Consider the following 13732-nt stretch of genomic DNA (forward strand, 5'->3'; position numbering starts at 1 on the left):
ACAAAAAGTAGTTTCTGCAACAAAGAATGTTTCCGGACAGAACAATATCGGGCAGATTTCGTTTAAATAAATCCGGCGGCAGTATTAAGCCGCTATCATTTTAATACGAATTTATGCAAGCAACTACAGCCGATTCTATATCGGTATCAAATAAGAATCAAAACGAGCTAATCCCGTTTTCTCAGTTTTTAGAGAGTCTAAAAGAAAAAATGAAACAGGTGTTTCATGTGCGGGCAGATATCGATCAATTGAGTTTAAAGCGGGGGCTTCCACCCTTTGTAATGCGCGAAATTATGTCGGTAAATCCGCTGTCGGTGGGTATTCCAACACGCTTTGGTGGCCGCGGTGGAGTTATGAAAGAAAACATTGGTTTACTCGCCACTGCATCGTACGAATCGTTGGCGTTATCGCTAACCTTTGGTATTAATTCGGCCTTATTTCTGCAACCATTTGGCAAGTTTGGCCAGGACGAGGTAAAAGCACCCGTTTTTAATCGCTTTTTAAACGAAAAAGCCATGGGCGGTTTAATGATAACCGAACCGGATTATGGCAGCGATGCCTTGAACATGCAAACGTCGTACACCGAGTCGGATTCGAAATATCACCTAAAAGGAACAAAACACTGGGCAGGATTAACCGGCTGGGCCGATTATTGGTTGCTTTCGGGACGTCAGCAGTCGAAATCGGACAAACTGCAACGTGACATCGATTTTTTTCTGTGTGATGTAAATGCACCCGGACAAAACATTGTTGTGGAAGAGTTTTTTGAGAACCTCGGCTTGTATGCCATTCCTTACGGACGAAACCGTATTGACGTACAGCTACCACAAACTCATAAACTCGTGCCCGAAACAACGGGTGTTAAAATGATGCTCGATCTGTTACACCGCAGTCGTATGCAATTCCCGGGAATGGCAATGGGATTTATTCAACGTTTGTTGGACGAAGCCCTGACACACTGCAAAGAAAGAATGGTAGGCGGAAAAAGTCTGTTTAATTATGACCGGGTACAACACCGCTTATCAAAACTACAGGCTTCTTACACCATTTGCTCGGCTATGTGTGCCAACAGTAGCGAGAAAGCAGGAATCGACGTTGACCTCTCGGGGCAGGGAATGGAAGCCAATGCCGTAAAAAGTGTTATTACCGATTTAATGCAGGAAGCCGCACAGTCGGTGGTTCAGCTGGTTGGTGCAAAAGCGTATAAACTCAACCACATTGCCGGACGAGGAACAGCCGATAGCCGCCCGTTCCAGATCTTTGAAGGATCGAATGATATATTGTATGCTCAAATTTCGGAAGCGCTGGTAAAAATGATGAAACGGGCTAAAGAGCGTAACCTCTTTCAGTTTTTGAAAGGTTTTGATCTGACAGACAAGGCTGTTCATTTTGTAAAGAATCAGGTTGATTTTAACCTCGATCTCCAGCTTCCGCAGCGCAAGTTGGTTGAAATGGGTAAAATCATTGGCCGGGTAATTTCGCTGAATCAGGTAATCGAACTGTCGGAGAAAGGATTTAAAAAAGAACTGATCGACGGAAGTGTAACATTCCTGCAACAAGAGATCACCAAATTAATGTCGACATTTAATTATTCCAACAGCGAACAAGTGGTTGACGGTTATGATGAGAACACTTCGTGGATGAACTTTGTGGCCGGGTAGAATATCACTATCAGGACGAAAACCGATCATCCAGCCACCCAAAGAACTTTTCCAGAAGCTTGTTGTTGTTTTGTTTAGGTCAGACAGTCAATGGTTTTACCATCTGCATGTCTGATTTTTACATTCAGCAACGGCGGTAACAAAATCAAAGCTTATGCCTATCTACATGGATCGACACGATGTTTCAGCAGAAGTAACCGCCGAAAACGTTGCTGAATTACATCGGCAGGATTTAAAAGTTCAACATAAATTTAATTGCCGGGGACTCACTTATTGGTTCGACGATGTTCGGAAAACAGCATTTTGTTTGATCGAAGCCCCCAATGCGGAGAAATTAAAAGAAATGCACGACCATGCGCATGGCGAAGTGCCACACCGGATAATAGAAGTGGAACCAGCCATTGTTGAATCGTTTTTGGGCAGAATAGAGGATCCCGAAAAAGCAAAAGATATCCGGCTGAATATCATCAACGATCCGGCATTCCGAATCATTATGGCCATAGAGTCAACCATGCTTTCCTTTAAAGAGTGCGATAAACAATCACTTCAACAACACACCGAAAATTACAAAATACAGGTAATTGAAACCATCCGACAATTTGGTGGAAGGGTGGTAAATAACAAGGAACGCCGATTCCTGATATCGTTTACTTCGGTTACAAAAGCAGTAGATTGTGCCCTTGAATTATCATCCAAATTCAGCAAAATTCCGGAAAAAACGGCCGGATTAAAAATAGGGTTAAGTGCCGGTGTTCCGGTAACCGATAAAAATACACTTTTTGAAGATACCGTAAAGCTGGCTGAAAGTATGTGTTACCTGAATGCAGAGATCAGTATTTCGGAAGAAGTAAGCGATTTGTACCGGAGTGAAAACCTGCATCATACTACTTTCAACAACCGGATCTATATATTATCGGAAGCTGATCAGCAGTTTTTAAACCGCCTGATGGAATTTACCGATAAGGCCTGGACCGATACCAACCTTAACGTTAATGGTTTTGAGCGAAACCTCGCCTTAAGTAAGTCGAAACTATACCGAAAAATGATGGACTTAACCGGGGTATCTCCAAATAACTTTCTGATGCGTTACCGTTTAAAACGCAGCAGGCTGCAGTTGCATAAAAAGAACAGCAACATTGCCGAAGTGGCTTACAACGGAGGTTTTAACAGCGCGTCTTATTTCTCGAAATGTTTTGGAAAAGTGTATGGTCTGAGTCCCTCTGCCTATAAAGATTTGTTAGTCTGACAGCACTCCAACTCCGGGACTGAACCAAATGTGTTATCCTTTGAACCATAAGTAGGACTACTTTCAACCCGACTGCCGTAATTTTGAATGGTGCGCAGTTATGTACGTGGTTTCGTTATTGGCAAACGGGCGAGCATAACCCGTTATAAACCAATATTCATCAATTTAAAATACTGTAAAATGGAAAAAACAAAAGAAGTTGAAAAACGAACACTTTTCGAGCGTTTAGGCGGAACCAGTGGTATAACTGCCATTGTTGACGATGTAGTTCAAACCCACATGGAAAATCCGGCAATTAGTAAACGTTTTACTGCTTATAACGACAAGCCCGAACGTATGGCTGTTATCAAAAAGCACACTGTAGATTTTTTTAGCGCGGGTAGCGGTGGAGCTGTAGAATACAAAGGCCGGTCGATGGAAGAAACCCATGCCGGGATGAACATCAGCCGCGAGGAATATACGCATGTGATCGATGATATTATGCAGGTGCTCGATAAACACGGCATGAGCGAAGACACCAAAAAAGAAGTGCTGGCGATTCTCTGGTCGTTAAAAGGAATGATAATCGGGCAGTAAGGTTTATTGAGCTTTCTCTCCCCCAATTTTTCCCTTGTGGTGTTTTAAGCCGAAGTCAAAGCAAGAGTTAAATGTGATTATTATATCAACTTTGATTGACACTCCCACTCGCGTATACCGAAGCACCCGTCCTGGCTCCCTTTGTCATCCTTCACCCGGACCTCTCGCCGACATTTCCCCCAAGCGAGGAAAACAAAATGGAATAGTGATTTTTTATGTTGGGGGAATTCTGGTGTAACAAGCTAATTTTGAATGATAACAGTTAAAATTAAATGTATTACATCTCTCCTCTTCCCTTGAAGATTGAGCTTTTGTGACGTAGGAGTAAAGGTCGGGGTAGTTAAATTAAAATGGGCAAACGACAAAGCAGGTAAAACAATCTTTCTCTAAACATTTTTACTTTTGCAGCCTTATAGTATTCATGCGAATTTTTAAAGATTTAAACCCACAGGAAAGCCTTACCTTAAAGCTGCATTTGTTTTACAGCGGTATTGAAGGTATTGCTGCCGGAGCTTTGTTGCTAACGGAGTTTATCTTTATCAAATCGCTAAAGGGAAGCAATGTACAACTGGCTTTTCTGTTTCAGTTTAATATGGTGGTGTTTTTATTCGCCATGGTAGCCAACGAAATTTTGCGCCGTTACACCAACCGAAAAGTGCTGTTGCGCACCATTGCCATTGTCTCGAAACTGCCACTGGTAGGCCTGGCCTTTTTCCCCGATGTAAGCCAACAGAAAGGACTTCCACCCCTATACCATACTATTTTTCTGGCTATATTCCTGCTTTATTTTATGTCGCGTATTGTGGCAATCCCCTCCGTTAACCAATATTTAAAGGGGAATTACAGGCACGAAAATTTTGGGCGCCTGTTTGGCTATTCCGTTACGGTGCAAAAAGTCGCCATGTTGGCTTCTACTTTCACTGCCGGTTTGCTACTCGACTGGAACCCCAATTCATACAAAGTATTTTACCCCATTGTTGGTATTCTGGCCATTGTCTCCATTTTCCAGCTCACCAAAATAAAATTTGTTCAAAAAAAGGAAATAATAGATACACCCTTATGGAAAGCCTTACAGCAATCGTTCCATCGTATTTTTCAAATTCTGAAACACAATAAAGCATTCCGGCATCTTGAAATGGGGTTTATGCTTTATGGTTTTGCCTGGATGAGTACGCATGCTGTTATTACCATTTTTTACGAGCGTGCTCTACATTTAAATTATTCGAGTGTGGCCTTTTATAAAAATGCGTTTAATCTGGTGGCCATTGCTTTTTTACCCTTTTTCGGAAAGTTTATTGGCAAACGCGATCCGCGCCGCTTTGCGATCATCACTTTTGGCTCGCTGATGTTATTTATTTTGTTTACTGCCTTAACCGAATACTACAATGGCTACACCGAAGTGTATGGCATAAAAATTTATTACATGCTTATGATAGCCGTTTTCTTTAATGGTTTGTTTATGGGAAGCATGCCTATTTTGTGGGGCATTGGCAGTTCGTACTTTTGCCAACCCGACGAAGCAGCCGATTACCAGAGTGTACACCTTTTTTTAACCGGCCTACGTGCTTTGCTGGCTCCTATTATTGGTATAAAACTATACGAATGGGCCGGTTACAGTTATACTTATGCAACCGGTGTTGTACTTCTGTTTTTTGCTATTTTACTGATGATCTGGTCAGAGAAACGGGTGCCGAAGACGGGATGAAACTGCGCGAATTCGTATGATAGCCATAAAAGATTACCAGTCATTGCGAGAGTCCACCAAAATTTTGTTTTTGCCATAATGAGGTAATGCCAGATTATGCAGGGGTGTCATTTCGAATGAGGGAAACGAATGAGAATTGAAAATCAGCGGAGCTAAATCTGTTCCTTTTGTGAAAGATTTCTCCTCATTCTTCGTCGAAATGACAATAATGCATAAAGTGGTATTTTACTCATATTTAACGACTTATTAAAATCTGTCATTGGCAACCGACGAAGGAGGCAAAGCAATCTAAACCTTAATTTCTCGTTGCAAACAAGAGGTAGTAAAAATTTACTTCAGCAGTCTTACTGCGCAGTTCTCAATGCATCAATTTTCTGCTGTACAGCTTCCGCCTCGGCATATTTTTGGTCGGATAGTCGACGATTGGTACGCGACAATAAAAATGCCTCTTCCGTTAATTTATCGTGTTTTTTGCTTAAGGCCTTTACAGGGTCTTTTTTAAATATTCCAAACATATCTTTCTTGTTTAAATGGTTTCTAATTCAGGCTACTTTGCCGGTTTCCCTTTCCGAGCAGGTGATTCATGTATGTCGAAAGAATCTCGTCTCTTGTTCTGATGTTTTCCATACACGTTAAACATCAATCTTACTGTTTTGTTTAATGATTGACTGTTTTTTCTTAAACATTATAATTGTATTGAAGGATTGCTGGGGCTCCTAATTGAAGGAATAGTGGGATTTTGAGACATTGGCCTAAAAGATTGAGGTGGTAGAAGATTTGCAAATTTGAATCAGAGGACCAGCGCAATTGGTGAGGTGGTGTTATTGCTTCATCGTTCCTCCTTTGCCCTCCACAAAACAAGGGCTGGTAAAGGCAATTTTAAATCCTTACATTTGAAGGAAACATTAAAGAAAAGCATGAAAGAAGAAAATAAGAAGCCAACAGAAAAGGAAAACAAGTCTGAAAACAAAAAGGACGAAACGTGGATTGATAAAGCTGAAGCTAAAATAGACGAAACGGCCGATAAAATCCACCAGAGCGAAGCCTATCGTAAAGCCGACAAAAAACTGGAAGACACCACTAAAAAACTCTTCCGTAAAGCCGGGCACTGGTGGGGCAAAAACAAGCCGAAGAAGTAAGCGGAGAAACAGGTTCGCGCGGCAGCTATGAAGTTCTACTCCTAATCGTGCATTCTTAAAAAAATTCAAACAATTATCCATCCTGTTAGTTGGAATAGGTAGAAACCAAAATTTTTTTAATGAAGTACTTAGTAAAAATCAAAGATGTAAAATCAACCGACGAACTGAAAGGAGCCTGGAGTAACGAAGACTTTAAAGCCTTACTGGCAGAGTTTGAGTACCCCGATGCTGCACAATTAAAACCCGGGGAATTGAAGGAATTCCTTTTTCTGGCCATTGCCGATTTTGAACCCAACGAGGCGGCCGCAATTCTACTCGATTACAAATGCTCGGACCGGTTAGCCGAAGGACAGATCGATAACCTTTCGCACGAAATGTTGCGGGTAAAAGTCTTTGAAAATTATTCTGAAATCGATCTTCACCAGGATTTATTCAACATTAACCAACTGCTTTACAAAGCCTACAACGGAAAGTTTCCGCAGGGCATGGTAAACGTTGTAGAATTAGAAATAAAGCCCGTCGACAACGATTCGGAGGAAATGACAAAGGAAACCGCATTAAAAGCGATGAGTTACGGACTTGCGGAAAACAATTTAATTAACCGCCTGCTTAGCGACCAGATTGAGGGACGAAAAGCGTTTCCCGAGGCGGAAGGAATAATTTGGGACTTGCAGCACAAGGGAAATCATGTTTATTCGATAACGATTTCTGAAAAATGGCTCACCAAAACCGAATTTACAACCCCGGAATATGAATGTACGGTAGTGCCGTTTGAAGATCAGGAAGAAGAAGAATAAACGCGAAACCACCGAAAAAGGATCGGCGCAGTAGCGGAATATCGGCTCACAAGAGCGTTAGACGGTGATGAAAGAGAAAAAGAAACATTTTTAAATGTTAATCGTTTTACTATTAAGAGAAGCTTAAAATATTAATAATATGGAATTTAACGAAAAAATTAAAGCAGAACTTGAAGGAAGAATCAAACAACTGGAAGACCTCATTGCTAAAAAAGGAATTGGGTCAAAGCAATTGAATAAAGTAAGAAACACACAGCGCAATGTGAATTTAGCCGTTATTGTGGGTAGTGTAATTACTGTTGCCGGAATTACCATGTGGGCAATAAGTAGCAGCAGCAAAAAAGATTAACCGTACACCTTACTGCGTTTGTACACCCAAAAGCAAATAACTACCCGGGAAATTTGTCGCACGATTTATCTGCGCTAATCCACGCAAAAGGATTCGCTCGGCTGCGAGAGATTAAAACCTTCAAATAACTCCAAAACTGTTGTGATTACTGCCTGCCGGCGGCCATAGTATTTGGCTTGATCCAAATAATATGAACAAAAATCAAGGCTGCTTTTGGCCCTTCACCCACCTGCGTTTTTATAAAACCTAAGTTCGGACGGGTAAAGTGGGCGCAGCCTTGGGTTTTGTGTTTATTTAATTATTTCTCTGCCCCTTATTTACGATGAGGGGCTTTATGTTTTTTGGGTTTAAAGCCACCCTTCATCCTTAAAAACGTCAACCAGCTTTTCCGGGAAAAGGGGCACCGGCTCACACATTCCTACAAGGGGCATGTAACTTGATTGTTTTTAAGTTTTACATGTATGTATTCTTGGTATTACAAACAACCGAGCACATATCCTTCACTGCAAACGAGAGGGAGACAGGGTTTTCAGCTCCACTCTGGAGCGTACAAAACAACCAGAGATTACAGCTATTTATACAAAAAAAGGCTGTAATAAATTACGGCCTTAAAAATCAATTAAGCTAATCCAAAATATTATTTGATATCTATCCTACTTTCATCGATTTTGATTTAGTATTCAGGGCTCAACGGTTAATTCTTATTCGTTCTCGTTGCTAACAGTATTCCAGATTTTATCATTAATCATCCAGTTTTCAATTTCCATTCCTGTTTCCACTTCTTCAACAACACTGTTAGTTGAATTCCATACTTCAGGATTTGTCATCCAGTTTTCAATTGCCATACTTGATTCTGTTTCCACAATAAGTTCTACCATGTTTGTGGCATTGGTATTCCAAATGTTTTGGTTGGTCATCCAGTTTTCCATCTGAAGAGTTGTTTCCGTTTCAATATTAAAACTGTTTGCTACTTTTAACTCTGTTGCTTTTACATTTCCCACCATTAATAAAAGTGCTATAAAAGTTCCTGTTGCTATTCGTTTAACTGTATTTTTCATTTTTTTATTTTTTTAATGTTTATAATTCTGTTTTCTGTTCTGAACTTGTTTTTGTTTTCTTGCTTTGTTTAACTAATCATGATTCAATATTAAACATTTTCTGTTTAATTTACAAACTCATCTATTAAACACTTTATGGTTTTTATTCGTTTTATGCCCATTTTACTGGACTTATAGACGTTTGTTAATATTTGTTAATTATAACATACTTGTATATAATCATTGTTAGAAGATGCCGTTTTGGTCAATCTTTCATGAGTTCTCGTTTTTTTCATTTGAAAAATTTTGCCCTGTTCCCTATACCTCCGCCATTCTGCGAAATGGGGCAGCGCTTACAAATCGGCAGGTGGGGAAACGTTTATGCTAACAGGCAGGCAGCTACTTAAGCTGTAAATCTTTAAAATGACTTGAAGAACATTTCCGCTCCAACAAGAAGGAGCGGACTTTTATGAGGTACGAATAAAGAATATTCTTAAAGTTGACTATTCCCGAGGCAAAGCCACAGGAACCACAGGGAATTCATCTGATTAAATGGATGAGGTGGTGAGCGACTTATTTACTACCGCGTCATCGTTGGGTTGTTATTCTTTCATGGCAAAACATTTGATTATGCAATCCTGCCGGCCGGCGGCCATACTATTTGGCTTGACCCAAATAGTATGCACAAAGATCAAGGCTGCTTTTGACCGGTCCACTGATGTAACACCAGCGAACCCTGCTGGTGCGCGATTCTATCGCGTTTCACTAAACCACGTGAAAGGATTCAAGCGGGAGTCGTGTATTCAAAAACCTAATCCTCCGGCTTCCTGCGTCAGCCAACTCCTTTAGCAAAAGGAGAACGCTAAGCCACGCGAAAAGATCCGCGCGGCAACGGTGGCTGGCAACAAAAACTTATCTCAATAATGACTTCGCCATTGCAGCATGACGAAGTTCATCGTCGATAATTTGCTGAATTTTGGGGAAATCATTTTTTAAAGGTTCATAATTATCGATTGATTTTAACTCGCCTTTCTCCAATAAACCCATTACAAAGTTATGTCCAAGCAGTTTATACAGAAAGCCCACTACTTTTGCTTTTTTTCCATCGGGTTTTAATACCTCATTGGTATATGATTTTAGGATTGTAGCATGTTTTCCTTCATCGGCTGCTATTTCCGAAAATACCTCTTCCCCTTTTTCGTGTTTGGTAATACGAGCCAAACGCTGATAAATTAACACAGCATTCAGCTCGCCTTGTTGCGACTTTATTAACTGTTCTTTCTGTTCTGCTGTCATAGTTGTAGTTGTATTCATTCAGCAAAGAAAGCAAAAGGTTTTATGCCACAAACTCATTATGTTTGATGGAACAAATATATTCTACCCGGATTTTGAATGGATTAAAACCCACCCACCCCAAAGAACGACAGATGGTGCACAACGTAGGGCTTTAATTTTATTCTGTTTTTTAAGCGAATTGTAAACGAAAAGAATACTTTTGCCCTTGCTTTTCAGGACTTGGCTTCCACCTGTCCTGATTAGTTTAAAACCTTATCATTTATTTGGTAAGGTTTTTTTATGCTGTGAGGTTAAACAGTAGGTTTTAAAAACTCCACTAAACCGCGCCAAAGGATTCAAGCGGTAGCGGTGCACTCAAAAGCCTAACCCTCCGGCTTCCTGCGTCAGCCAACTCCTTTAGCAAAAGGAGAACGCTAAACCACGCGAAAAGATCCGCGCGGCAACGGTGGCTGGCAACAAAAACTTATCTCAATAATGACTTCGCCATTGCAGCATGACGAAGTTCATCGTCGATAATTTGCTGAATTTTGGGGAAATCATTTTTTAAAGGTTCATAATTATCGATTGATTTTAACTCGCCTTTCTCCAATAAACCCATTACAAAGTTATGTCCAAGCAGTTTATACAGAAAGCCCACTACTTTTGCTTTTTTTCCATCGGGTTTTAATACCTCATTGGTATATGATTTTAGGATTGTAGCATGTTTTCCTTCATCGGCTGCTATTTCCGAAAATACCTCTTCCCCTTTTTCGTGTTTGGTAATACGGGCCAAACGCTGATAAATTAACACAGCATTCAGCTCGCCTTGTTGCGACTTTATTAACTGTTCTTTCTGTTCTGCTGTCATAGTTGTAGTTGTATTCATTCAGCAAAGAAAGCAAAAGGTTTTATGCCACAAACTCATTATGTTTGATGGAACAAATATATTCTACCCGGATTTTGAATGGATTAAAACCCACCCCCCCAAAGAACGACAGATGGTGCACAACGTAGGGCTTTAATTTTATTCTGTTTTTTAAGCGAATTGTAAACGAAAAGAATACTTTTGCCCTTGCTTTTCAGGACTTGGCTTCCACCTGTCCTGATTAGTTTAAAACCTTATCATTTATTTGGTAAGGTTTTTTTATGCTGTGAGGTTAAACAGTAGGTTTTAAAAACTCCACTAAACCGCGCCAAAGGATTCAAGCGGTAGCGGTGCACTCAAAAGCCTAACCCTCCGGCTTCCTGCGTCAGCCAACTCCTTTAGCAAAAGTAGAACGCTAAATCGGTACCCCACGCGAAAAGATTTACATGGTAGCGAAGCCCAAAAGAGGCCAGTCCTCTGATGTAACATCAGCTACATCGAAACCTGGCCTCGTCCGGTGAGCCGGAAAACAAGTGATTACGGCGTTTAAAAATTACTGCTGTTTGAGGAGGACACTAAACCACGCGAAAGGATTCGCGCGACAACGGGAGATTAAAATGGTTGAATAACTCCAAAACGATTGTGATTACTGCCTGCCGACGGCCATGCTATTTGGCTTGATCCAAATAGTATGCACAAAGATCAAGGCTGCTTTTGACCCTTCCCCTGCGTTTTTATAAAACCTAAGTTCGGACGGGTGATCTCCTCGCTCGCTCGGAGCTTCCCGCTCTCACTATGATTTTATTGCAACTCCGGGCAACGACCAAAAGAGGCCAGTCCATGAATGTAACAAATAGCTACGCGAAAACATTCGCTCGGCAGCGCAGGAAAGGTTCGTGCTACAGACTTAATTTATATTTCTACGGTAAAATCAACAGCAATCATTTCTCCTTCTCAAAAGGAGGAGTACCGCTGCTATAGTGCAACGGAAGCAGTGGGGAGGTGGTGAAACGATAATTTCTACTACGTTACGCTACGGCACAACACAATAGTTGAGGCAAACCAGGGGAAGCCAGCTTCGGGTGGGTGCAACCATTACTAGGGCAACCAGTTAACACCCGGAGCCCGATATTCCCCTGTTCTTTTGGCCGCCTCATCAATCTCTTCCGGTGTTAGCAGTGCCACGCTCTTCACCGTTACCAGGCCGCTTGCCGCTGCCCGCAGCGAAAAAGCCACCATAACGGTACTGTCGGGCATATCCATTATCCCGTAAATATCATATTCGCCAAAGGCGTAATACACACACTCAACTTTTCCACCAAGCGATGCCACTAACTTTTCAATTTCCGAACGTCGGCTCGTTCCGCCCTCATTCAATAATCCCTTAACTCCATCGCCAATATATTTTCCACATACCAGATATTTTGCCATACCATTCCTATTTAAGACCTTAATGTCTGTTATTCTACGGCATTTCTATTTTAAGGTTTGGTAATTAGCTAAAAATCGATGTTTTTCTGCACTAACCCATTCGAGAGGATGCGCGTTGAAGCGGAAGTAATTCATCTTTTTTCAAGAACCTGCTCTACAACAACTTGACAGCTATTCTAATTTTTCATAATTTGCATATCTGTTAAAAACCAATATCACGATAACACCTCGAAATACAAGGTAACATCGTAATTTTTTAACAACCCGACCTGACCACATGCTACAGGGATAGCATGTACACGCCATCTGAAATCCTTGGCGTGCATACAAAAAAAAGGCCACCTGCGCCGGCAAGCTAACAGGTGACCCGAATTAATAACTAATGCATAATTATTAAATCGCTTAAATATGGCAAATTTAACCGAGAGTAAGAAGCGTGATTTTGTTTCGCAGTTAATTGTGATCCTGCAACAGAATACAAGCCTTCTAACCGACAAGGGTTTCGACCCTACCGCAAAGATCACACAGTTAGAAACCGAGCTGACGACAGCCGACGATGCCGAGGGCAAACAACTTGAAGCTGCAGCTGCGGCCAAAGATGCTACCAAACTGGCCAACGAAACGCTCGATGTTGCCTACACCGATGGTTCGGCCACGGTTGATCTGATAACGGGCTTACTGGGCAAGAAAGATAACCTGGTGCTCGAGATCAAAAAACTCCGTAATACCGGACGTCCTTCAAAAAAAGATCCGATAATGGATTAAGTACAAAAGTGATAAAACCGGAGAACCTTGCCGGCTCCGGTTTTTCATTTCACAGCCTTCTCTTTTCCCCTTTTTCTTTGTGTTTTTTAATTACTTCCTTTGGGAATCACGATTTTACCCCGGGTAATCATAGCTATTACCTAAGTAATTACTCCTATCCCTTAGGGAATAGCTATTATCCTTTAGGGAATTATCGTTCTACCCCAGGTAATAATGTTTTTACCCTTGGGTAGCATAGCTGTTACCTAAGGGATTGCTCCTTTACCCAAGGGAATAGCTATTATTCCCTTGGTAATTATCTTGCTACCCTTGGGTAAAAGGCCTGTACCCTAAGTACGAAAATGGCTGAAACCCTTTATTTACAGGCGTACTACAAGATTGTATACTCCAAAATGCGGTTTGGTTTAGTCTAAACAAATCCAGTCGTCCGAGCCATTATCTACTTCAACAACCAGCTCTCCTTTTCCATTATAAGTAATATGGTAGGTTGTTTTAGCCATTGCAATGGGCACCCCTTCGCATTTAATAATACTAATGCCGGTATTGGTTTCGGTATAGGCCTTTCCTTTATAGGTTTTCCAATGCCAGTTTTGAACCATTCGCCACGAATAATGTTTACCCGATTCGCCAACATAGTGTCCCTCGTACTTAAACTGCCATTTTGTGCCCCATTCGGTAACCACATACGATTCTGTACCACTTGCATAATCATCGGTACACATCATTACACCTTCCCATGGGTAAGATCCCGTATAAACGGTTTTGTTTTGCGCTTCGACAAAGCTTGTTCCCACAAGAAAAAATACCATTACTGCCAAAAACATCACAATTTTTTTCATGATCGTAAATTTTAAATTAATACTGAAGTATTGGTGTGTTTTACCAG

14 protein-coding genes are annotated in these 13732 nt (G+C 41.1%); 8 read left to right on the top strand and 6 right to left on the bottom strand.

Going from position 1 to position 13732, the window contains the following annotated elements:
• Positions 1-113 precede the first annotated feature (113 nt).
• The 4 genes from G0Q07_RS01335 (at position 114) to G0Q07_RS01350 (ending at position 5188) form a co-directional block, all read left to right on the top strand.
• The gene (locus G0Q07_RS01335; protein ID WP_163344387.1) at positions 114-1661 is read left to right on the top strand and encodes an acyl-CoA dehydrogenase family protein; all 1548 of its coding nucleotides are present in this window, start codon (positions 114-116) and stop codon (positions 1659-1661) included.
• A gap of 154 nt (positions 1662-1815) precedes the next feature.
• Positions 1816-2907: a nickel-binding protein gene (locus tag G0Q07_RS01340; protein ID WP_163344388.1), complete on the top strand. Its 1092-nt coding sequence runs from the start codon at positions 1816-1818 to the stop codon at positions 2905-2907.
• 180 nt (positions 2908-3087) lie between these two features.
• On the top strand, positions 3088-3483 hold the full coding sequence (locus tag G0Q07_RS01345; protein ID WP_163344389.1) for a group I truncated hemoglobin: 396 nt from the start codon (positions 3088-3090) through the stop codon (positions 3481-3483).
• A 421-nt stretch (positions 3484-3904) separates the two neighbouring features.
• Positions 3905-5188, top strand: coding sequence for an MFS transporter (locus tag G0Q07_RS01350; RefSeq protein WP_163344390.1), 1284 nt, complete (start codon positions 3905-3907; stop codon positions 5186-5188).
• Positions 5189-5532: 344 nt separating this feature from the next.
• On the opposite strand, the gene G0Q07_RS01355 is transcribed toward G0Q07_RS01350, so the two are convergent.
• Positions 5533-5703, bottom strand: coding sequence for a Lacal_2735 family protein (locus G0Q07_RS01355; RefSeq protein ID WP_163344391.1), 171 nt, complete (start codon positions 5701-5703; stop codon positions 5533-5535).
• A gap of 378 nt (positions 5704-6081) precedes the next feature.
• Between G0Q07_RS01355 and G0Q07_RS01360 the strand changes: the two genes are divergently transcribed.
• The 3 genes from G0Q07_RS01360 to G0Q07_RS01370 all read left to right on the top strand — a co-directional run bounded on the left by G0Q07_RS01360 (position 6082) and on the right by G0Q07_RS01370 (position 7473).
• Positions 6082-6327 carry a hypothetical protein gene (locus tag G0Q07_RS01360; protein ID WP_163344392.1) on the top strand — a complete coding sequence of 82 codons (246 nt, stop codon included), beginning with the start codon at positions 6082-6084 and terminating at the stop codon, positions 6325-6327.
• A 119-nt stretch (positions 6328-6446) separates the two neighbouring features.
• Entirely contained in the window at positions 6447-7124 is a 678-nt protein-coding gene (locus G0Q07_RS01365; RefSeq protein WP_163344393.1) for a hypothetical protein, read from the top strand.
• 139 nt (positions 7125-7263) lie between these two features.
• Positions 7264-7473 carry a hypothetical protein gene (locus G0Q07_RS01370; RefSeq protein ID WP_163344394.1) on the top strand — a complete coding sequence of 70 codons (210 nt, stop codon included), beginning with the start codon at positions 7264-7266 and terminating at the stop codon, positions 7471-7473.
• A gap of 701 nt (positions 7474-8174) precedes the next feature.
• Here G0Q07_RS01370 and G0Q07_RS01375 read toward each other — a convergent pair.
• The 4 genes from G0Q07_RS01375 to G0Q07_RS01390 form a co-directional block, all read right to left on the bottom strand.
• The gene (locus G0Q07_RS01375) at positions 8175-8531 is read right to left on the bottom strand and encodes a hypothetical protein (protein WP_163344395.1); all 357 of its coding nucleotides are present in this window, start codon (positions 8529-8531) and stop codon (positions 8175-8177) included.
• A gap of 891 nt (positions 8532-9422) precedes the next feature.
• Positions 9423-9806: a ferritin family protein gene (locus tag G0Q07_RS01380; protein WP_163344396.1), complete on the bottom strand. Its 384-nt coding sequence runs from the start codon at positions 9804-9806 to the stop codon at positions 9423-9425.
• Between the two features lie 463 nt (positions 9807-10269).
• The gene (locus G0Q07_RS01385; RefSeq protein ID WP_163344396.1) at positions 10270-10653 is read right to left on the bottom strand and encodes a ferritin family protein; all 384 of its coding nucleotides are present in this window, start codon (positions 10651-10653) and stop codon (positions 10270-10272) included.
• 1095 nt (positions 10654-11748) lie between these two features.
• A complete protein-coding gene (locus tag G0Q07_RS01390; RefSeq protein WP_163344397.1) occupies positions 11749-12081 on the bottom strand; it encodes a GYD domain-containing protein in 333 nt (110 codons plus the stop codon).
• Positions 12082-12489: 408 nt separating this feature from the next.
• Between G0Q07_RS01390 and G0Q07_RS01395 the strand changes: the two genes are divergently transcribed.
• Complete coding sequence (locus G0Q07_RS01395) at positions 12490-12846, top strand: hypothetical protein (protein WP_163344398.1); 357 nt, start codon at positions 12490-12492, stop codon at positions 12844-12846.
• Positions 12847-13250: 404 nt separating this feature from the next.
• On the opposite strand, the gene G0Q07_RS01400 is transcribed toward G0Q07_RS01395, so the two are convergent.
• Positions 13251-13685, bottom strand: a complete 435-nt coding sequence (locus G0Q07_RS01400) for a hypothetical protein (RefSeq protein ID WP_163344399.1) — start codon at positions 13683-13685, stop codon at positions 13251-13253.
• Positions 13686-13732 lie beyond the last annotated feature (47 nt).

The organism is Draconibacterium halophilum (genome assembly GCF_010448835.1).
Lineage (GTDB): Bacteria > Bacteroidota > Bacteroidia > Bacteroidales > Prolixibacteraceae > Draconibacterium > Draconibacterium halophilum.

Bases quoted from the DNA above. Each gene is read 5' to 3' on its own strand.
- G0Q07_RS01335 (WP_163344387.1), top strand. From the start codon at position 114: ATGCAAGCAACTACAGCCGATTCTATATCGGTATCAAATAAGAATCAA.
- G0Q07_RS01340 (WP_163344388.1), top strand. From the start codon at position 1,816: ATGCCTATCTACATGGATCGACACGATGTTTCAGCAGAAGTAACCGCC.
- G0Q07_RS01345 (WP_163344389.1), top strand. From the start codon at position 3,088: ATGGAAAAAACAAAAGAAGTTGAAAAACGAACACTTTTCGAGCGTTTA.
- G0Q07_RS01350 (WP_163344390.1), top strand. From the start codon at position 3,905: ATGCGAATTTTTAAAGATTTAAACCCACAGGAAAGCCTTACCTTAAAG.
- G0Q07_RS01355 (WP_163344391.1), bottom strand. From the start codon at position 5,703: ATGTTTGGAATATTTAAAAAAGACCCTGTAAAGGCCTTAAGCAAAAAA.
- G0Q07_RS01365 (WP_163344393.1), top strand. From the start codon at position 6,447: ATGAAGTACTTAGTAAAAATCAAAGATGTAAAATCAACCGACGAACTG.
- G0Q07_RS01370 (WP_163344394.1), top strand. From the start codon at position 7,264: ATGGAATTTAACGAAAAAATTAAAGCAGAACTTGAAGGAAGAATCAAA.
- G0Q07_RS01375 (WP_163344395.1), bottom strand. From the start codon at position 8,531: ATGAAAAATACAGTTAAACGAATAGCAACAGGAACTTTTATAGCACTT.
- G0Q07_RS01380 (WP_163344396.1), bottom strand. From the start codon at position 9,806: ATGACAGCAGAACAGAAAGAACAGTTAATAAAGTCGCAACAAGGCGAG.
- G0Q07_RS01385 (WP_163344396.1), bottom strand. From the start codon at position 10,653: ATGACAGCAGAACAGAAAGAACAGTTAATAAAGTCGCAACAAGGCGAG.
- G0Q07_RS01390 (WP_163344397.1), bottom strand. From the start codon at position 12,081: ATGGCAAAATATCTGGTATGTGGAAAATATATTGGCGATGGAGTTAAG.
- G0Q07_RS01395 (WP_163344398.1), top strand. From the start codon at position 12,490: ATGGCAAATTTAACCGAGAGTAAGAAGCGTGATTTTGTTTCGCAGTTA.
- G0Q07_RS01400 (WP_163344399.1), bottom strand. From the start codon at position 13,685: ATGAAAAAAATTGTGATGTTTTTGGCAGTAATGGTATTTTTTCTTGTG.